We start from the raw sequence: 21,832 nt of genomic DNA on the forward strand, positions 1-21,832 counted from the left end.
GGGCTGAGGGGGACGGCGAGAATCGGTGATTGTTAAATTTCTCACTATATGCGATGAATAATTGAACCATGCGATCGGATTTGATATTTTTCATATTGGTCGGCGTTGTGATCGCCATCGGATTGGCGGTTTCTAAGCGACCAAGGCATTTTCTGCTTGCCTTCGCGTTAATCGCAATCCCTTGGCAGGGCGGCCTGTGGATTTCCTTTTTGATGGTCGACCTGAGGTTGGTCTATATTCTGCTGATCATTGTTTTGATTCATATTCATATGAAGGGGCCGAAATTAAGAAAGTCGGATCGTTTTTATGCCCCTATCGCATATCCCGGCGTAGCGATCATCGTTTGGGCGCTGATCTCTACGATTACGGTTGCTTATAACATCAACTACGGCCTGAAAGGCGTATTCTTTTTCGTCATGAATCTGGTGATGTTCTATTGTGTGGTGAACACGATCCGTACACCAGAGGACATGGAATTTATTCTGAAATGGTATTTGGTAGGGTTGTTATTTCAGAGCACGGTTGCCACGCTTCAATTTACCAATGTTATTTTCAAAGTACCCATCCTCGGGGAGGAAAGAGCTGGCGAGATGTATTGGCGCAAAGGGGGGACGTTCATTCATCCCAACCAATGCGGCATGTATCACATGATCATGATGCCTTTGGCATTGCGAATGGCGATGGGCGCCGCAGTCCAAAGAAATTGGAAAAAATTGGCGTTTTTCAGTTTTATCTTCGCTATTGGAATCGTCGGGATTTTTTCAACTTTTAACCGCGGTTCATGGCTGGGCTTGGCGTTTGGCATTGCCGTAATGTTTGCTTATAACCTGGTTCGAACCAAAAGCAAAAAACTGAAGCGGGTGTTGCTCGGGATGTCAGCCGTTGGTGCAGTAGGATTTATCATTTTCTTTGCAAGATACGGCGACACGTTGACCGAGCGGCTGTTTAAAAGCGATGTGGAAGGCATCAAAGAAGGCCGATTTGAATTGCAGCAAGCGTCGTATGATATCATCAAGGCCAATCCAATATTCGGGGTAGCGCCCTGGAACTACCAATTTCACATGACGACCGTGATCTTTGTCCACAATCTCTATTTGCTGATCACTGCCGAAAATGGAATCATAGGCCTGCTGTTCTTTCTCTGGTTTCTGGCAATGTATTTGCGGGAGACGATAAAGGGGATGAGATCGAAATTTGTTTTTATCGCCAATATCAGCAGCGGTCTGTTCGCTTCTCTCATGGGATTTCTTTTAGCATCCTATCCTGGGCCAGATTATTTTACTGAACATGCGGTCGGCATTAACATTTGGGCGCTGGCCGGCATCGCGGTCGTTTTGAATCGATTGGATCGGCAGTTGAATGCCATGATGAAACAACAGAGACTAAAAGCAATGAAAAATCAAATCACCACAGAAAAGCAAACAATTGTTCAACCGAACAGGAGTTAACATAAAGCATCGAAGAGGGACATTCCATGGCAGTATTATCTTTTAGCAACGAGCATGAAGCGGGTGCCTCGATTGTCATTAATGGCAAAATTGTAGCGGCAATTAACGAAGAACGACTCACCCGCGTAAAAAATCAGGATGGTTTTCCTGAAAAATCCATTCGGGAGGTCCTCCGGCTGGCCAATCTTACCCCGGATGATATTACCGATGTTGTCATTCCAGAGATCAGTAAAGTGAAAGATTTTTTCACGAACGTTTTACGCCATTTCCCTGGGCAGCTTTTTTATAAAGGGAAAGGAAAATTGCCCGGATTTGTCGATATTCTGCGGCATATTTTAATGACCAATTTTATCCTGATCAAAGGATACGCGAGATCTTTGGTCACTCACCGGCGCGATGAGAAACGCCTAAAAAAAATGTTTCCCAAAGCCAAGTTTCATCGGGTGGAACATCATATCACGCATGCAGCCTCGGCGTTTTTCACCAGCGGCTTCGAAAAGTCATTGATCCTTACATCAGATTACTGGGGCGATTTCGTCACCACCATGTTGTCAATTGGCGAGGGCAAGAAAATAACGCCTGTGGCGAAAACCTATTATCCAGCATCGCTGGGACATTACTACGCTAGTGTGACCAAATGGCTGGGATTCAAAGCCAATCGGCATGAAGGGAAAATTCTGGGTCTTGCCGCTTATGGCAATCCCAATTCACCTGCCTACGACATGATGAAAGATATTTTAGAATGCGATGGGCTCACTATCAAAGCGCCGTTCATGATCGGCCGGCTCTGGCATCACAAGGCGCCGATCTTGAAAAAGAATTGCATGATGCAAAAGATGGTGGAGCAGTTCCCGCGCGAGGATATCGCAGCGGTGTTTCAGCGCCGGTTCGAGGAAGTAGTGACCGAGCTGGTGCGGAATGCCGTAAACAAATTTCATATTGAAAACATTGTCCTGGCAGGCGGAAGTTTCTCCAATGTGAAACTCAATCAGCGCATCTTTGAAGTTGAGGGAATCAAACGCATTTTTATCTTCCCCAACATGACTGATGGTGGGATCGCTTCAGGCGCTGCCCTATTTTATGACATCAATCAGAACGGCAGCTACGGTTCGGTACTCGATGATGTTTATTTTGGACCGGGCTTCAGTGACGAAGAGATTGAAGCAGAACTGAAGAAGTTCAATTTAAAATATCAGCGCTACGATAATATCGAGCTCAAGGTCGCTGAGTTGCTGGCCAATGGACATGTGGTTGCCCGTTTCAATGGCAAAATGGAATATGGACCACGGGCATTGGGCAATCGTTCCATCTTGTATCAAGCAACCGATCCGACAGTGAACGACTGGCTGAACAAAAAATTGCGCCGCACTGAGTTTATGCCGTTCGCACCAGTGACGCTGAAAGAATATGCTGAAGATTGTTATATCAATCTCAAAGGGGCGGAATATCCAGCGCGATTCATGACCATTACGTTCGACTGCACAGATTATATGAAGAAGGTCTCACCGGCCACGGTCCATGTGGATGGTACGGCGCGGCCGCAATTGATCGAAGAGCGAGAGAATCCCAGCTACTATCGCATCTTGAAAGAATATCATCGGCTGACTGGGATCCCAACATTGATCAACACCAGCTTCAATATGCACGAGGAACCGATTGTTTGCACTCCTAATGATGCGATTCGGTCGTTCTTGCAGGGGCATCTGGAATATCTGGCTATCGGGCCATTTTTGGTCAAGCATGAAGCGGGCGAAAAGCATGTACCTGGTGAAGAAATGGTAATAGCCCAATAGCGGTGTTTCATTTGTTTAGCCCAAAACAAGATTCCAATTTCGCACTCAACATGACTCCAATCGAATAAATTGAGTTGTGCCTAATTCCATGCAATTGCAAGCGCAAATGAGAATCGCTGAAGTGCAATGATGGGATTGATGTTTGAGAGAAAATGTGACACATGAAAAACGGCAAGATAAATATGTTGCAATTGGTCAATGGCTTTGCCATTGGCGGCGGCGAGATGAAAGTGCTGGAGCTGGTGCAGCGACTGGACAAAGATCGTTACAATATTACTGTCTGCAGTGTCGGTCAAGGTGGTCCTTTGGAAGCAGAATTTCGAAAAGCCGTTCCGCGTGTGGAAATTTTTGAAAAGAAATTCAGCTTTGATATTAGCCTAGTGAAGAAGGTTGCTCAGCTAATGAGGGAACAGCAGATCGACCTATTGCAGAGCACGCTATTTTATGCCGATGTGATTGGTGCCTATGCCGCAGCCTTGGCCAAGGTCCCGGTGGTGATTTCCTGGGAGGCTGTCACTGGTCCATTTCGTTGGTATCATTCCTGGGCCTATCAATTGGCGATGCAGAAGATCGATCGGGTGGTGGCAGTATCTGAGGATATCCGGCAACGCGTCATCCGTGAGCGGAGGCTTTCACCTGACAAAGTCGTGACCATTCATTACGGGGTTGATCTGAGCCGTTTTGCTCCGCAAGAGCCTCGTCTCCAGCGCACGGCGATCGGAGTGTCTGATGGTCATCTGGTGCTGGGCACGGTGGCGCGGTTCGATCACCCAAAAGGGCATAAGTATTTGATCGCCGCTGCGCCCGCTATTGTCCAACGATTTCCCAACGCTCGGTTTGTATTGGTTGGGGATGGACCGCTGCGCCAGCAAGTGGAGCAACAGATCGAAGCATTGGGAGTGCGGGATCACTTTGTTTTGCTGGGTTTTCGTCGGGATATCACGCAATTGTTGGGTCTTTTCGATCTTTTTATTCTACCGTCGTTATCAGAGGGATTGCCCAACGCGGTACTGGAGGCTATGGCGTGCTCGAACCCAGTTGTGGCAACCGCTGTCAACGGAGTAGTAGAAGTTGTCGAGCATGAAAAAACTGGATTGCTGATCCCTCCCGCCGATCCTGAAAGGTTGGCAACAGCAGTGATCGAATTGCTCAGCTCTCCAGAGCGTTTGAAACAAATGGGACGGAATGGACGGGAACGGGTGGCTAAGTTTTTTTCAGTCGAACAACAGATCAGCAAATTCGAGATGCTCTATCAGTCGCTTTACGAGCAAAAGGTGAACAAAGGTATTTCGGCATGAGAATTCTGTATTTTAATTATATGTATGATCTCTGGGGCGTGTCGTTGGGTTCAACGATCAAGGCCATTGAATTGATGAAAGCACTGAGGGATTGCGGCCATGAAGTAAACATCATGTGGCGTCGGGAGCAGGAAAATTTCAATAATGGTAATCACGTACCCCATCGGCCGCCGACCAAGTTGAAACAGGTTTTGGCAAAATTCCTGCATGAACCGAATCAGATTTTGAACAACGTGAAGTTTTACTGGGAAGAAAAGGAAATTTTGAGGCGGGAGCAACCCGACCTATTAATTTCCCGTTTGGAGGCTTATACGATTTCATCCATCTATTTAGCCAATCAGATGGGGATCCCGGTGATTGTTGAAGCGGATGGACCGGTGGCCTATGAGAAAATGAACTTCCAGGACCAATTTTGGACCCATCAACGGATTGTGGACTACTTCGAAGTGGCGGCTATGAGAAATTGTGCCCTGAGCTTTACTGTGTCCCATCAGTTGAAACAATATTTCATGGAGAAGGGGGTCCCTGGCGACACAATTCATGTGATCCCCAATGGGGCCGATCCAGAACGGTTTCGGCCCGATCTGCCGTGTGATGACGTAAAAAAACAATATCAATTATGGGGTCATCTGGTCATCGGCTTTGTCGGCTCGTTTCATTATTGGCATGGGGTTGAAAATCTTATACGGATTATTGAGGCTACGGTGCAGAAGTACCCGAAGGTCAAGTTTTTAATGGTTGGCGATGGTGGGCCCTTGAAACAATCTTTAGAGGCTTTTATTAAATCAAGTGGACTATCGAGCCGCGTCCATTTGACTGGCTTAGTTAAACATCATGACATCCCGCGTTATATCGCGGCCATGGATATCGTACTAGCGCCGTACCCGCGATTGAAGTTCGGCTATTATTCGCCAGTTAAGCTCTATGAGTATTTGTCCAGCGGGCGAGCCGTGGTTTCCAGTCGGATGGGACAGATCGGTGAGGTAATTCGGGATGGAGAGAACGGTTTCTTGTGTGAACCCGATGATATTTCCGAAATGACCCAGAAGATCAGCGCGTTGATCGAAAGACCAGAGCTGATGCAACGGGTTGGTGTTCAAGCGCGTCAAGATGTGCTGAATCATTATACTTGGAAAAAACGGGGACAGCAGCTTTCGGAGCTGTGCGAAAAAGTGGTTACTAGCGCTATGCAGCGCCGATAAGTGATCTTTAAAATTTAAACAAATTGCTGAGATCATCCAGACTTCACAATTGCAAGTTCTTTGGCCGTGATCAGCGACATTGCGGGGATTAATGGAAACAGCAAAACGATTGACAATCAATGCGATTTTTATCATGATCGCGAAAGGGCTGCAGCCCATCATCTCCTTTGCCATGGTTCTGGCAATTGGCAGAAAATTGGGTGTGACAGCGTTCGGCATCTTCTCGACTGCGATTTCATTGGTGCTGATCTTTCAAATTATTGCCTCTTTCGGCTTGCGCACCTTGATCACCCGAGAGGTAGCGAAACATCGCGATCAGGTGCCAATGTATATCGTCAATAGCCTTTACATTGCGATTCCGCTCTCATTGATCGCTGCTGGCCTCATGGTAATTGTGGTCAATTTCGTGCTGCAATTGGACGCGGAAGCTGCTCGAATGACCAGCTTGCTGGCGCTTTCCCTTCCGGCAACAGCAGTGCTGGAGTGCTTCGAAGGAGTTCTGGCCGGCGTTGAAAAGATCAAGACGATCTCCTATATCTATCTGGCTGAAAATATCATCAAAGTGGGCGTCTGTGTCGGATTGATCTTGTTAGGATATCAGTTGCTGGCAGTGATTTTGGTGCATATTGTCACCCGTTACATGGCCGTGTCTTTTTATTTGCCGACCATTATGAAGCTGGGGCATATTGCGGACCTGAAACCAGATTGGGGATTCATCAAACAATTCTTGAAAACAGCGCACATCTTCGCCCTGATCATGGTATTGGTCACCATGTATTGGAATATCGATGTCGTGTTTTTAAATCACATTGCCGGCAACGATGCTGCGGGGATCTATTCTGGAGCTAAAAGATTTGTATTATTTCTGATCACCCTGATCCAGAGCTTTTTCACTGCGTTTTTCCCAGTGATCTCGGGGCTATATGAATCGCAAAGCGAAAACTTTCAATACGCTTGTAAAAAAACGTTGCAGTATTTAATGGTTGTCACTGTACCGATCGCTGTGATTATGACTCTGATGGCGAGCAAAATTTTCTATTTCACCTTTGGTGCAGGGTTCGAGCAATCGGCCAGCGTTCTGAAAATCTTAATTTGGATCATTATTCCCTATTCCATGTCTCAAGTTTTTGCTTATGCACTTTTGGCTAGTAATAATCAGAAGATCGATCTCCGTGTGAATGGTGCGGCATTAGCAAGCAATGTGATCTTGACGATTGTTTTGAGCCAGCGATTCGGTTATATTGGGACTGCTATTGCAGCGCTGATTGCAATTTTCATTTATGTGGGATTGCAAATTCCGTTCGTTTTCAGGCGCGTTATCAAATTTGATTATGCGAAAATGGCAGCGATTGCAGGGAAGATGGTCCTGAGCGCCGGCGCCATGTTGCTGGTCATCCTGTTGCTCGATCGCGTGTTTTTTATAAGTCTGGCCGTTCTGGCCGTGCTCATTTATTTCGCCTTATTGTACCTGTTTAAAGCTTTTGCGGCTGAGGATCTGAATTTCATCAAAAGCCTTCTTAAAAAAAAGCCATCTGAGGGCATTTCGATTGGAAAAATAGCTTAGCATGGGCGCATGAAGGTGGTCGTTATGTTGGTAATTGAAATTTAAATGAAAAGCTATTAATTGGCCATATTTTTGCAAGGAAAATTTTGATTCAGTGAAAACAGCCAATCTCGACGATTGGCGCTTTATTCGAACGAACTGAATTTTGTGAGGGATATCGAGCGATCTATCTGGGGGAAGGAGATGATGATGTGAACCAATGAAGGAGAGAGACCATGCGAAAAACGACAGTATTGATCGCCAGCATTGTGCTGAACTTTGCATTCAGCTATGCTCAGGTGGATCATCGGTATCCCCGATTAGGCATCCATCAGTGGGGTGGTGCTGTGGATGAATGGTATGCTCAGTTTGATCTCATTAGTACGGCACTGATCGATGTGGAGTGGGCCAAGCGCATCAAACGGCTCAATCCCGATGTGCTCATTTTGCCCACCAGCGATTGGAACAACGGAACGTATATTGAACCGTTTCCTGATGAATGGTACATTCGGCGCGCTGATGGGTCGCGAATTGAGTATGGAGGGCCGAATACTTTTTATGCCAATTTATCGGATCTGTGCCCAAAGTCGCCACTGTATGGCGGGAAACGAGTGTGCGATTATTTGCCTGAATTGCTTATGAAACGGGTCGATTTGACGGTGTTCGATGGCATTGCCACGGATGGGCTTTATTATCAGGATAAAGAGCTTTGGAATTATCACGTGGTGAGCGATAATCTGGGTTGGGACACCGATCTGGACCAGAATGGCGTCAATGATTTTAACGAACATGGCGAAGAATGGGTGGTCGGCCATTGGAACGCTGGGGTTGATATCCTGTTTCAAAAGCTCCGTCAATTGATGCCTGCTAATAAATTGCTGATGGTCAATTCTGGCTCGTGGCATTATCATCATCATGCGGAGACCAATGGGGTTTTTCTGGAGCATTCCTATGGTGGAGTAACCTGGAGTTGGTTCACCTACATTTATGATCGATTCATGCAGTCACTGCGCAAACCCAACACTATTTTTCTGGATTATGACGGGGATAGCAAAAACGAGTTTCGCGATATGCGATTTCAATTGGCCACAACGCTGTATGGCAATGGCTATTTCAGTTATTCCGACCCTGGCTCTCACGAGCATTATTACAATAAGTTTTACGACGAATTTTTGGTCGACCTGGGTTATCCCAAAGGGCCGATGCAGCAGATTGGTAGCACTGGCGTATGGGTTCGGTTTTTTGATCATGGCGCTGCGATTGTCAATGTGAGTGGAGCGCCGCAATTGGTGCGGGATGCAGACTTGAAAACAGTCGCAGGTTATGAGGGACCTTACTATCGGTTCCGCGGTGGACAAGATCCAGCTCACAACAACGGACAATTGTTCGACAATATTCAATTGTGGGGAGGAAAGGACAATTCTGGTACTATCGGTGATGGCTATTTATTGTTGAAGACACCGAAAACCATTGTTTATAGCATCATCATCGATAACGTGGATATGGGGACATCCCCGGGAACACCAGCACCAGAATTCATCGGCCGCTGGGAACAATATCCCGACCCAATTCCAGGCAATCCTTACTACACGATGCGTGTCGCGGATTGGTTCGGTATGTTCGCTTACGCTTACACCTCCCCAGGAAATGGCGAATCCAAGGTGATATATCGGCCCACCATAGGGGTGCCAGGATATTATCAAGTGTTCGAGTGGCACTGCTGGCATGAATCTGCCATTGATGATGAGGCTACGAACGTCCCGTATACCATCAAATATCACAATGGCCAAAAGAGCGGGATGATCAATCAGAAAAAAGATCATGGTCGTTGGAATTCTTTGGGATTGTATTATTTTGAGGCTGGCACGTCTGGCTATCTGGAATTCACCAACAAGGCCGATGGGGTGGTGATCGCAGACGCGGTTAAATTTGAATACCGTGGCGACAATCCAAATGCAGATATCACGCCTCCTGATCCGCCACAAGGCGTAAAAGTAATGAAGGGCAACAATTGATCTCGCACTTAACCGTGCCGAGGTCGCGAAAAATCGGTGCGACAATTGTATATTCCTTATGTGATTTGCCACAAGTGGCAACATATTACCGATGGAACGCACGACATCATGAACTTGCAACATTATCGGTGGAGTTAATGCATCATTATCGAGCAAAGGCCTCACGGCGAGCCAGGACTGGGCTCGTCAGGCCAATCGCGATTTTGGTTATGTTTATTCTGGGTGCTGGGATTTTATTAATCATCAATCGATCTTTGGTCGTTCGGTTGGTGGCAAAAAATCCAACCGCCTTTGCGTATGCATTGAAAGGCCGTGCATTGTTAGCTCGGTTGGGCTGGTCTTATCGTAACGCAAATGCGACACAGGCTGAAACAGCACCATTGCCAGAACAAGTCACAATCACAGTTGATCTGGTAAAAAGCAAAGGCAGATATCGGCAATTTTGGGGTGGCTTTGGTTACAATTCGTTCCGAGCCGGATCATTGGACGCCAATAATCAGAAGCTGTTTCGAATGATGGCTGCGGCCAATCGAAACAATCCGGGGACGTTCAATTACGTTCGGGCATTTAATATTTTCACCAATGGTTCGGCAGTGACCCCTTCTGGACAAGGGTGCGAAATTTACAGCGAGGATGCGATGGGTAACCCGAAATACAATTGGGAGCTCTGCGACCGCGCGTTCGATGCCGTTGTCTCCCTTGGATTTGATGTGATAGTGGATTTTACTTTGATGCCAATTGAGCTGGCATCCAATAAAAACCGGATTCAACCATGGTTCGGTGGCAACATGTCACCGCCCCTCAGTCATGAGAAATGGGCGAATCTTGTTTATGAGACCACGAAACATCTGATGGAGCGCTATGGTCGCGACCGCGTGTCCCGCTGGTATTTTGAAGTGTGGAATGAACCAGACCTGGCTTGGTTGTTTTGGATCCCAGATAGCAACAACCCCGACCCTCGGCTTCGAGAGTGGGGCGATATGGAAGCATATAATGAGCTTTACGACTACACGGCCGCTGCAGTTAAACGCGTCGATGGTCAGCTTCGCGTGGGAGGTCCAGCCGTGGCTGGCTCATACATCGAGCCATTTCTGAAGCATGTTGATCGGACCAACTACGCTACCGGGGCAAAAGGGACCCCAGTGGATTTTCTCTCATTTCATTCCTATGGGAGCGTGTTCGAAAAAGTGATCAATAAGATCGATGAGATTCATCGGACGGCCGGCCGGATCAAAAAGGATTATCAAAATTTGCCATATATCGTTTCGGAATTCAGCCCCAGCCCATACGATCCACCCTGGTACGTCAACCAATACCCAGCGCTGTGGCTGGTGGCTACGGTGGATGCGATCTTTAATTACGCGGATCAGTGCCAGCAGCCTGATGCTCTGCCCGAGATGATGATTTATTGGACATCGCCCGTTATCAGAGATTTTGGGCAGAACGGGGTGGACAAAGAGACCGATGGTCTGGCAACGACTTTGGGGGGCACAGTTTTCAAGCTGCCGATCTTCAACGCGTTTGAGATGCTCGGATATTTATCTGATGAGCGAGTGGCAGTAAATAATAGTGTCCCATTCCCCGATTATCGAAAAAATTTGGGCAATGAATTCAGCAATTTGCTCAATGCCATCGCCACAAAAAGCGATTCGTCGTTCGAAGTGCTCATTTATCAATTCACAGAAAATGATCCGTTCAATCGTCAGGCGCGAAAATATCAGGTGACGTTAACGATTCAACATATTCCAGACCAGAATGTTGCTGTGAAAACTTTTCGGCTGGGCCAAGACCACGCCAATTGTTCCCAGGTTTGGCGCGATATGGACAGCCCATTGAATCCGAAATCCGAACAGTTAGCTAGATTGGACCAGAGCGACGATCTCAGTCTGATCGAGCCAGTTTATCGTCCGGCAATTGTGGCTGGGAATTTCAGTGGACAGTTTGAGCTGGGCAGCAATGAAGCGCTATTATTGGTTTTCTCGAGGCAACAGGATCAGCTTGGTCCAAATTCGCCAGGACGTTTGGGGAGCACCAAGGTGAATACCCATTCCGTATCGTTCCAATGGCAGGCTCCAGCGCCAGCGAAGGACGGGGATACCGCGGCTGGGTACGAGATCTATTTGGACAAAAAACTTATCGCTCGAACATTCAAACCGGAATTTTCGAGCGAAGGATTGCAGGACGATACCCGGTATCATTTTCAGATTTATGCGCTGGACGATGCGGGCAATCGGAGCGATGAACCCTTGGATTGGTGGGTGACTACCGCGGCCGATACTCGGCCCCCAGCGCTTGCGTCAATCACATTTAATACTCCAACCAGTGTTACGATCGAATTCGATGAACCAGTAGATACGAGCAGCGCGCGACGGCCAGAGAATTATCAAATAGTCCCCAATGTGGTCATTCAATCGATTGTTTTCGATCCAAGCGGCAGGAAATTGACCATGATGACCAGCCCTCATCAGCTCGGACATTGGTACACGATGACTTGTCAGACGCTGAGCGATCGTGCGCGCCGACCCAATCAGGGCAATAATTTTGAAATTCGATATCAATTCGTGCTGAAATTTGAAGATCAATTTGATTTTGACAATTTAAATGCCTATATTTGGCAGCGGCTCTGGGATGAAGGTGGTATTGGAAGCTATCAATATGACGCCACTGGAAAACGGTTATGGATGACCACCGGCGATGATGTAGGGGAGGCATTCGGACGTGCGTTGCCTCAGTCGGAGCGGGGGACTTTTCAAGTCGACTTTTCGCCAGTCAAGAGCTATCCCTCTGGGGGCAAATTGATCCTCAAGTTAAAGCAGGATCAGGATAGCTACTATCAGGTCGAGAGGACCCAGGGCTACGGACCTGGTTATCTCAAAAAAGTAGTCGCAGGGGTCACTGTTGATAGCGTATCCTGCCAGAAAGAGTATCGACAGGGACAGAGCTATCATTGCCTGGTTGCCTTCTCCCCAGAGCGAGTCATCATTACGGGGTTCAATGATGAGGTGATCCTGCAGAACAATAATGAGCCGATAAAGGTCCAATGGTTTGAGATTCAGCTCTGGCAGCAGGACGCCCATTTTGACAACATTTTATATGAGAGTCGATGAGCTCACGATGATGATCTCAAAGATAGTTTTGGTCCAAATACAACTTTATCGAGGCCTGCGGACGCAAAGTTCATCCGAAGTGCATAAATGAGGCAAGATGTGTGGCATTTGATGGAGAAATTTCGAGAGCGATCCAGAGAGCAGAAATTTAATCTTTTTCTTGAGCAATTGGATCCACAGCCTGATGACGTCATATTAAATATTGGCGCAGGTAATGGGTTGTTTCTGGAGTCGTGTTACAAACAGCGCGATAAAATTATTGCCTTGGATATCAGCTTGACCATGCTTCACGATTTGAAGCGCAAATATCCCGGGGTACAGTGCCTCGTTGCTGATGCTCGGGCGCTCCCTTTCAAAGATCAATCAGTCAAGATCGCCTTTTCGAATGCAGTAATCGAACATGTAGGCGCCAATAGTTATCAGCAGCAGTTCGCCAATGAAATCCAACGGGTCTGTCAGAAATTTTTTGTCACTTGTCCCAATAAATATTTCCCATTTGAATTTCATTATCGATTACCGCTATATCAATTCGTCCCAAAATCGATCCAGCGCTGGTTATATAAAAAATTTCGGATCGGTTTGTGGTACGAGGATAAATGGGAAGATATTAACCTCCTATCGTTTCGACAACTGAAAAAGTTGTTCCCTGGAACTACGGTGATCAAGCAGCGGGTCACTTTGCTGCCAGAGACATTGATCTGTTATAAGAATTGACTTTTTGAAATAATGGAAATCATCATTGCTCGTTTACCCAGCTTTCCAATGACTGATTGTGATTGGGGAGTGAAAATCTTTTAAATCGACGAAAGAATTATGGAGTAGTCAACAGGAAGGAAGCCATGTACATTCTGGGAATATCAGCATATTATCATGATAGTGCGGCATGCTTGGTGAAGGATGGGGAGCTGTTTGCAGCGGCTCAGGAAGAGCGATTCACCCGAAAGAAGCATGATTTCAATTTTCCATATCATGCGATCCGCTATTGTCTGGACGCGGCTGGCATCTCAGGCCGAGAATTGGATTATGTGGCATTTTATGATAAGCCATTTATCAAATTTGAGCGCTTATTGGAGACCTATTTAGCCTACGCACCCAAGGGGATCACTTCATTCATCAAAGCGATGCCAGTGTGGCTCAAACAGAAACTATGGATCAAAGAGCTGCTGAAAAAGGATATCGGCTATGAAGGTGACGTGATTTTCCCAGCGCATCATGAATCCCATGCGGCTTCGGCATTTTTCCCATCGCCATATCAAGAAGCAGCGTTTTTGACCATCGATGGTGTGGGTGAATGGAACACCACCACCTTCGGTGTGGGCAAGGATAATCATATTGAAATTTGGGGCAATATGGATTTCCCGCATTCCCTCGGACTGCTATATTCAGCGTTTACCTATTACACTGGATTCAAAGTCAATTCTGGGGAATATAAGGTGATGGGTCTAGCGCCTTATGGCGAGCCCAAATATGTCGATCTCATTATGAACGAACTGATCGATCTCAAAGAGGACGGTTCGTTCCGAATGAATATGAAGTATTTTAACTATTGTGTTGGGCTCACTATGACCAATCGCCATTTTGATAAATTGTTCGGTGGGCCACCGCGTAAGCCAGAGTCGCAACTCACTCAGCGAGAGATGGATCTCGCTCGCTCGATTCAGGATGTGACCGAAGAGATCATGCTGCGGATGGCGCGGTTTGTCCATCGCCAAACTGGTCAGAAAAATTTGGTCTTGGCTGGGGGGTGTGCGTTGAATTGCGTGGCGAACGGTCGGATTTTGCGCGAAGGGCCATATCAGAACATTTGGATTCAACCGGCGGCCGGCGATGCCGGAGGCGCGGTTGGCGCGGCATTGTTTGCTTGGTATCAATATCTCGGCCATGAGCGCCATGCCGACGGCGTGAATGACTTTCAAAAAGCCTCCTATTTGGGACCTGAATACTCAGATGAAGAGATCGAGGCCTTTCTCAAACAGAATAACATTCCGTATCAGCGGCTTGAGCCAGCGGAAATTGCGCGACGTACCGCCGAGTTGATCGCAGCGGAAAAGGTCATTGGCTGGTTCCAGGGCCGCATGGAGTTTGGGCCACGGGCACTCGGCAGCCGCAGCATCATCGGAGATGCCCGATCCAAAGATATGCAATCGGTCATGAACCTCAAGATCAAATTCAGAGAGTCGTTCCGACCTTTCGCGCCAACCGTATTGGTGGAACATGTATCTGAGTACTTCGAACTCGATCGGGAAAGCCCCTATATGTTGCTGGTTGCCCCAGTGCGATTGGACAAGAGGACCAATTCTCGGCCCGAGCATAAAAACCTTTTCGGCATTGAAAAATTAAAGGTGCCGCGATCCGTGGTCCCTGCAATTACGCATGTCGATTACTCTGCCCGTATTCAAACCGTTGACAAAAAAAATAACGGCCGATATTACGATATGATCAAAGCATTCTATGAGCTCACTGGTTGTCCAGTGATCATTAACACTTCCTTCAATGTCCGAGGCGAGCCAATCGTCTGTTCGCCCCAGCACGCTTATACCTGCTTCATGAGGACTGAGATGGATTATCTGGTCATGGGGAGCTTTTTGCTGGATAAGAAGCAACAGCCGAAGCTCAAGGACGATATCGATTGGAAAAAGGAATTCGAGTTGGATTGATCCTTTCTCTTCATCTAATTGGAGAATATGATTGCACCGTTCCGTGCAACATGAAATAAATTCAGAGGAAATTAAGATGCAAAAAAAAGCAATCACCAACAAGCAGCTTCGAACTTTTGGACTGGTCTTGGCGCTATTTCTTGGCGGTATTGGTCTTGTGCAATTTTTAAAAGGGCATATCCCTGGCAATTACTGGTTTTGGGCAACTGGCGGCTTGATATTGGTGGTCAGCCAAGCGATCCCGAAGCTGATCAAACCGCTCTACTCCATTGCGCTGTTCCTGGGCCATATCCTGGGCTGGATCAATACCCGATTGATACTGGGACTGATCTATTACCTGATTTTCACTCCGATTGGGCTGATCATGAGGATTTCAGGAAAAGATCCCCTGCATCGTAAATTCGATAAGCAGGCAACCTCTTATTGGAATATTTCACCCAGGACCGCGATACCGAAAGAGCAATATCTGCGGCAGTTCTGAGCCCAAGCAGTTCAAATTGACTCAATCGAGATCGCCGTGCTGAGTTTTTCAGAAGCCATTTTATGTGCTATTGAAAATTTTAATTGACAGTTTCAAGCGACAGATATTTTGTTTTGGTCATGATGCAGTTAAGAATTTATGTGAGCGATGTTTTCAGAAAAATTGATTAAATTAGGATGACAGATGGGAGCAAAGTTGAAAAGGCTGGCGATTAATTTTTCATTGATGCTGTTTGTTTTCATCGTTTTGCTTGCGCTGGGAGAGTTGGGAGCAAACTTGCTGGTCAAATTGGGGAAGGGCCAACGCCAACAAATAATGGGAGAGGCCGATAATATTGTCATGAATTCGCCGAACAAGGACTTGGAATTTGTGTTCAAGCCTCATTATGTTAATGCAGACGGCGACACAGTGACCAATGCTCTCGGCTTTCATGAACTGGATTGGTCGCCAGCCGAATTAGATGAAAGCAAAGTGATCTTAAACATTGGTGATTCGATTACTTTCGGCGCTAATATCAAAGACCTTAATCAAGTCTATGGGAAAGTTGTGCAATCATTGGCACGCCAAAATTTCCCAGAGCAGAAGATCATTGTGTATAATGCCGGAGTTGGTGGCTATAACATCTGGCAGGAGCGCGCCATGCTTCGCGAGCTGGATGGTCAGCTCAAATACGATATGGTGCTGCTGGGATTATGCCTCAATGACAGCAGTCCCAAAATGTACGTGAGTGAAGACATCAAAGGAGCGGTGGTCAATGTGTCGGGCGAAATTGAGTCGGCTCGAGAACTGTTTTCTCGCAAGTTTTTTAATCGCTTCAAACTCTATGTAATGTTCAAAGAAGCAGTCAAATCAATGCAACGCCGTTACCCGCGTTTGTTCCCCAGCTCCATGCTCTGGCATAATATGTTAGTCAAGGGAGATGGATGGGCCAGTTTGAAAAATACGATTTTGGAAATGCACCAGGAATTGAGCGAGCGAAACATTCCTCTGGTCGTGGCTATTTTCCCTTATGCCCATCAATTGAAATTGACCGCTCAGGACAATATTATCCAGAACGATTTGGTCCAGTTTTGCCAGGCCCATCAAATCCCTTGTTTGGATCTGTTCGAAGCCTATCAGCAACATCAGGGACAGATCCAATGGGATGCCGAGGGGATTCATCCTGACATCAACGGCCATCGAATTGCCGGAGAAGCGATTTATCAATTCTTAGTCGAACAAAAATTAATTCCATTTGATAACGATGAGGAGAGACAGCATGAGTAAGATTTCCATTGTGAATGAGCTTTGGCTGTTTTTGAAAGCACGAAAGAAATGGTGGCTGACTCCAATTGTTGTATTTTTATTGTTGCTTGGGTTCTTAATTATTTTTACAGAAGGATCGGCATTGGCACCATTTATTTATGCCCTATTCTGATCGGCCAAGTTGAAAGAGATAAGTTGAACGCTGAGCGTCGGCGCAGAGCAATTGCCGGCGTTCGGCCACGATTTTTCCAAAGCATTGTGCATGAACTTATTTTGTTGATATGATGTAGAAAGCAAACCTTGCTGATTAAAGCGGTATCTGCTTCAGAAGGTCTTTTGAGAATAGGCATGATTTCAGTGTTTAAGATGATGGGTGGATGAAACTCACGGCATCACCGCAACGACAACTGAGATAAATAAAAGGTGGGGGCAAATGAAAAAAAGTCTATCGATATTTTTCCCAGTCTATAATGATTGGGCGACGATTGGAAGTTTAGTCGCCCAAGCGATCACAACGGCTGAGAAGTTGACAGATGATTATGAAATCATATTGGTGAATGATGGCAGCCGGCAGATGACGGTGGATGTGTTGAACCACTTGGAAAAGACCTACGATAAGGTCCGAGTGGTTCATCATGAGAAGAACCGTGGATATGGTGGTGCACTGCGGACTGGATTTAAGGAATGCAAAAAGGACCTAATTTTTTACACCGATGGGGATGCGCAATATGATGTCACAGAGCTGACAAAGCTATTTGAGCGAATGAACGGTAAGGTCGATATTGTCAACGGATGGAAGATCAAACGTTCAGACCCGTTTTATCGGGTGATTATCGGGAAGTTCTATCATTATTTCACCAAATGGCTGTTCGGGTTTAAGATTCGAGATGTGGACTGTGATTTTCGGTTGATGAAGCGCGAGATCTTCGATAATATTGAATTGGAATCGGATAGCGGCTTAATCTGCGTCGAGATGATCAAAAAGATGACCGATGCTGGTTATGTATTTGACGAGGTGGGGGTGACGCATCATTTTCGACCCAGCGGAAAGTCGGAATTTTTCAATTTCAAACGGATTTTTCGCGTTGGCGTGGATATGATGAAATTGTGGTGGAAGATCCAGGTCAAGAAACAATATGCTCGCCCTGCAAAAAAAATTCAAAGCGCCGCTGCAAAGCCAGCACCATCAATCGCTGAGCCAGATCGACAAAGCAATATTGTGACCAATCAAGCAGCGTAAATAACTGAAGTGGTGCATCACAATGGATCGGCTGGCTTGATGTAAGATTTGGCGCAGCATGATCTGTACATTCGCGATTTCAGCATGACGGTTCATAAGGAGCATGAAAGTTCGAATAATGTGATGCGGATGATTAATTTTTCAAAATAGGCATGACAGACCATGGAAATAAGAATCCCGTGTTCTGAATTGAAAATTCAATACGAGAATATCAAAGCCGAAATCAAACTTGCGTTTGATGAAGTGTTCGAATCGAGCTGGTTTATTTTAGGCAAGCAGGTAGAGTTGTTCGAGCAGGAATTTGCAGAGTACTGTGGAGCGCGGTATGGCATTGGGGTTGGTTCTGGGACTGAGGCGCTTCATCTGGCGTTGTTGGCATGTGGAGTCCAACCTGGCGATGAAGTGATCACGGTTTCTAATACTGCAGTGCCAACCGTCTCGGCGATTTCGTTCGCCCAGGCAAAGCCAGTTTTTGTCGATATTGACCCATTGAGTTATACCATGGATCCAGGTGCGATCGAAGCCAAAATTACTCCCAGGACACGCGTCATTCTACCGGTTCATCTCTATGGTCAGGCAGCCGATATGGATCCGATTATGGAGATCGCTCATCGCTACGGTCTTAAAGTGATCGAAGATGCTTGTCAGGCTCACGGCGCTGCCTATCGCGGTCATAGGGTCGGCGCAATCGGCGATCTGGGCTGCTTTAGTTTTTATCCATCGAAGAACCTCGGCGCCTACGGCGATGGAGGAATGGTGGTAACCAATGATCCAGAATTGGCTGATCATTTGAAGTTGCTGCGAAATTACGGGCAACGCAAACGTTATTATCACGACATCAAGGGGTTCAATAGCCGGTTGGATGAACTACAAGCAGCTTTTTTGCGAAAGAAATTGCGTTATCTCGACCAGTGGAACGCTCGCCGGCGCCACCTCGCCAATCAATATGAAAAGTTGCTCGATGATCACGTGGTGAAACCAGTTGAAGCAAGTTACGCCTACCATATTTATCACCTTTACGTCATCCGCTGCCAGTGTCGGGAACAATTGCAGCGGTATTTGTTAGATCATGGTATCCAGACGCTGATCCATTATCCCGTGCCGGTCCACTTGCAGCAGGCATATCAGGACTTGAATTTACCTCCAGGGTCTTTGCCCATCACGGAGCAATACGCTGCCGAAATCCTTTCATTGCCCATGTTTCCCGAACTAACCGATGAACAGGTGAGCATCGTGGCTGATGCAATCAATCGATTTTATCGCTGACCGCTTTCCCGCATTCGCTTGCGATTCAAACCGTTCAAAGGTTTCGAGATTAGACGATTTCGCTAATGAACAAATCCATTTTATGAAAGAAATTTATTGCCAGGATTCAGAATCTTATGTTTGCTGATTTAAAAATACAGGGATCGAAACCATCGAACAAACTTTTGAGCCAATTCATGGCGATGATTGATCCTTATTTGCTATTGGTGATTTTGTTGTCATTGTATATTCCATTGATTGGTGTGAACCTCTATTTCCGATATGATGATGCAGGAACCCTGCTCTGGGCGTTGGATTTCAAGAAAGGCATTATTCATGCGTTCGATCCAGCTCCTTGGTTCGACGAATACAATTTCTACAATGGCGTGGGTGGGTATTATCGGCCATTTGAATCCCTTTATATTATGCTGCTGGTGAAGATTTTTGGTCCAGAACCGTTTTATTTCCATCTGATCAATGGAATCCTCGTTATCACAACCATCGTGTTCATGTATCGCATCGCAGTGCTGCTCAGTGGAAGTCGGCTGGCTGGCTTGATGAGCGCGGCGGTGTTTCATCTTGCATTCCAATCTATCCTCTATGGCACTTTTCACGTGGTCGTCCCGTTTGGATTTTTCTTCGAGCTCATCACTTTCTATTTGTTCATCAAAGGCCTGAATCAGAGTAAATTCCGGACCATCGCACTCGGCTTCCTGTTTTTGATCCCAGCAACGAACCGGCAGACCACCGCGTTGATCCTTACAGCGATCGTGATAGTATTTTTTATCATGCGCTGGCGCGAATCCAAATTTAACCTTTGGGAACGGATCGCCATTTTTCTGATGGCCAGCGTGCCCAATTTGCTGATCCCATTCACTAAAAATTCTAGCCATGCCACCATCTTGAGCCAGCCGTTCAGCGTGGCGGGGTACTGGCAATATATTCTGGAACGGCTCAGCTTCTATACTAATTTAATGACCAGTCATTTGCCGGGAGTGATTATCATCTCTACACTTTTCCTATTCTGGCTAACGAATCTCCCGGTTCAAAGGCTCTGGCCCAAAATAAACTCCCGGTGGGTCACTCTATTGGCGATCCCGCTGAGCCTCATGATATCATTCATGGCATTAAAAATCCAGCCAATTGCTGTGGTCGTGCTCTATGGGACTCTTGCATATTTATTTATTGCCGATCGATCGCTGCAATCGGTGATCGTTTGGTTCGCTGTTTCATTGACATTATTCAGCATCATTAACTTTTATCATGATGCCTATTTCTTGGAGGCGGCGTTTGCCTTGGCGATTGTGTTGGGATATCTGCTCTATCGATCTGCAGTGAAAATTCAGAGTGCATTCGATGTGCTGATTTCGCCGCGGCTTGAGCGAGGGATTTTGACGTTGGCCGCTGTGGGGATTATTTCATTTGGAACAATTGCCTGGAGAGTTCCTGGCTTGCCGATCATCAGCGCCAAGGTGGAGGCGGTCAAAATTCTCATCGAGACCAACCAAAATTTTAAGCGCATGTTCGAATATCTCGCCTCGGAATTACCACCCAATGCGAAAGTATTTCAGCTTTCGGAAGAATATCTTGGGCTTACCATGAACCAACGCCGATTCCTGCCGTTGCGCGAGCGCGCTGAGAATGTGAAAGTCATCAATATTTTGGACTCCAATGTCATGATCAAAGTGTTAGGACGGTGGGATATCGAATTCAAACACGCCGAGGGTTTGACGCTGGGAATTCCAGAGAATTGCGTGTTTATCGTGCATAATAAGCTGGAAAAGCGAATTGCCATGCAAAAATTTCAGCTTGAACCGATTCGCGAGTTTAAAAATCATAATACCGAGGCTGGAGTCTATCGGGTGATTGCTCTTAAGGAACCTCTATAAGTGATAGCTCGCTCTACCGAAATAGTCGAAACTTTCAGATAAGATGGTGTACGCGATTTTAAGCGTCGAAGATAAGTTCTGATGTGAGCTGGACATTTGTTCCTCGTGTTTTATCATCGTTCATCATCCAATTTCAGTCTTTCCGATTGTTATCTTCGTTAGACCCTTGCCCAGGGAATCAACTGATTATCCCTTTCAATTGATGGATGACAATAATTTTTGGTGATTAAATTTTTCTGTTGTTCGATTTCCATTATCGAGACTTTCCTCCCCAATTACAATTTAGGCATTCAAAATTGATATTTTTTCCGAGAGGGTTTGGTCAGCGGCTGAAAACTTGCCATTTCGGATGGTCCTAATTTGACGATCCATTAAATCGTGCCAAAATTTGAATGAGGATCATGATTGGATGCAATACATTGTTTCGTTCTAATACAATTTTGTATTTTTGGGCTGTTATTTTCGTGCGATAAGCCATTGAAAATGAGCACGATTTATTGGTCTCGATTTTTATTGGACCAGTGGTATAAGATTTGCTTGTTTTCATGGATAAGAATGTGCGAATTAACTTTTTTCGCATTGTTCTCCCATCTTTGTCCTATTCGAGTGCTGCGGAATTTTAGAATACGCACAATGGCTTGTGCGGCTGCAATGACTCATGGAACGAAA

Annotated in this window: 15 protein-coding genes; all 15 read left to right on the plus strand. The window is 46.2% G+C overall.

The window, feature by feature from the left end:
• Window positions 1-68 precede the first annotated feature (68 nt).
• The 15 genes from ONB37_01610 to ONB37_01680 all read left to right on the plus strand — a co-directional run bounded on the left by ONB37_01610 (window position 69) and on the right by ONB37_01680 (window position 21,163).
• A complete protein-coding gene (locus tag ONB37_01610; protein MDZ7398837.1) occupies window positions 69-1,448 on the plus strand; it encodes an O-antigen ligase family protein in 1,380 nt (459 codons plus the stop codon).
• A 26-nt stretch (window positions 1,449-1,474) separates the two neighbouring features.
• Entirely contained in the window at window positions 1,475-3,241 is a 1,767-nt protein-coding gene (locus ONB37_01615; GenBank protein ID MDZ7398838.1) for a carbamoyltransferase, read from the plus strand.
• A gap of 161 nt (window positions 3,242-3,402) precedes the next feature.
• A complete protein-coding gene (locus ONB37_01620; GenBank protein ID MDZ7398839.1) occupies window positions 3,403-4,539 on the plus strand; it encodes a glycosyltransferase in 1,137 nt (378 codons plus the stop codon).
• Window positions 4,536-5,741: a glycosyltransferase family 4 protein gene (locus ONB37_01625; GenBank protein ID MDZ7398840.1), complete on the plus strand. Its 1,206-nt coding sequence runs from the start codon at window positions 4,536-4,538 to the stop codon at window positions 5,739-5,741. Before ONB37_01620 ends, ONB37_01625 begins: the two co-directional genes overlap by 4 nt.
• Before the next feature lie 91 nt (window positions 5,742-5,832).
• Window positions 5,833-7,305: an oligosaccharide flippase family protein gene (locus ONB37_01630; GenBank protein MDZ7398841.1), complete on the plus strand. Its 1,473-nt coding sequence runs from the start codon at window positions 5,833-5,835 to the stop codon at window positions 7,303-7,305.
• A gap of 215 nt (window positions 7,306-7,520) precedes the next feature.
• Window positions 7,521-9,299: a putative glycoside hydrolase gene (locus tag ONB37_01635; GenBank protein MDZ7398842.1), complete on the plus strand. Its 1,779-nt coding sequence runs from the start codon at window positions 7,521-7,523 to the stop codon at window positions 9,297-9,299.
• Window positions 9,296-12,406: a glycosyl hydrolase gene (locus ONB37_01640; GenBank protein ID MDZ7398843.1), complete on the plus strand. Its 3,111-nt coding sequence runs from the start codon at window positions 9,296-9,298 to the stop codon at window positions 12,404-12,406. The genes ONB37_01635 and ONB37_01640 overlap by 4 nt, the downstream gene beginning before the upstream one ends.
• A gap of 87 nt (window positions 12,407-12,493) precedes the next feature.
• Window positions 12,494-13,120, plus strand: coding sequence for a class I SAM-dependent methyltransferase (locus ONB37_01645; GenBank protein MDZ7398844.1), 627 nt, complete (start codon window positions 12,494-12,496; stop codon window positions 13,118-13,120).
• 125 nt (window positions 13,121-13,245) lie between these two features.
• Window positions 13,246-15,063: a carbamoyltransferase gene (locus ONB37_01650; GenBank protein MDZ7398845.1), complete on the plus strand. Its 1,818-nt coding sequence runs from the start codon at window positions 13,246-13,248 to the stop codon at window positions 15,061-15,063.
• Window positions 15,064-15,139: 76 nt separating this feature from the next.
• Window positions 15,140-15,544 (plus strand): SxtJ family membrane protein, encoded by a 405-nt coding sequence (locus ONB37_01655; protein ID MDZ7398846.1) that lies wholly within the window; start codon window positions 15,140-15,142, stop codon window positions 15,542-15,544.
• Between the two features lie 183 nt (window positions 15,545-15,727).
• Entirely contained in the window at window positions 15,728-16,810 is a 1,083-nt protein-coding gene (locus ONB37_01660; protein ID MDZ7398847.1) for an SGNH/GDSL hydrolase family protein, read from the plus strand.
• A complete protein-coding gene (locus ONB37_01665; GenBank protein MDZ7398848.1) occupies window positions 16,803-16,961 on the plus strand; it encodes a DUF5989 family protein in 159 nt (52 codons plus the stop codon). Before ONB37_01660 ends, ONB37_01665 begins: the two co-directional genes overlap by 8 nt.
• A 261-nt stretch (window positions 16,962-17,222) precedes the next feature.
• A complete protein-coding gene (locus ONB37_01670; GenBank protein MDZ7398849.1) occupies window positions 17,223-18,029 on the plus strand; it encodes a glycosyltransferase family 2 protein in 807 nt (268 codons plus the stop codon).
• Window positions 18,030-18,191: 162 nt separating this feature from the next.
• Window positions 18,192-19,295: a DegT/DnrJ/EryC1/StrS family aminotransferase gene (locus ONB37_01675; GenBank protein MDZ7398850.1), complete on the plus strand. Its 1,104-nt coding sequence runs from the start codon at window positions 18,192-18,194 to the stop codon at window positions 19,293-19,295.
• A gap of 176 nt (window positions 19,296-19,471) precedes the next feature.
• Window positions 19,472-21,163 carry a hypothetical protein gene (locus ONB37_01680; protein MDZ7398851.1) on the plus strand — a complete coding sequence of 564 codons (1,692 nt, stop codon included), beginning with the start codon at window positions 19,472-19,474 and terminating at the stop codon, window positions 21,161-21,163.
• Window positions 21,164-21,832 lie beyond the last annotated feature (669 nt).

This window comes from candidate division KSB1 bacterium, assembly GCA_034506395.1.
In the GTDB taxonomy this organism is placed as follows: Bacteria; Zhuqueibacterota; Zhuqueibacteria; order Thermofontimicrobiales; family Thermofontimicrobiaceae; genus Thermofontimicrobium.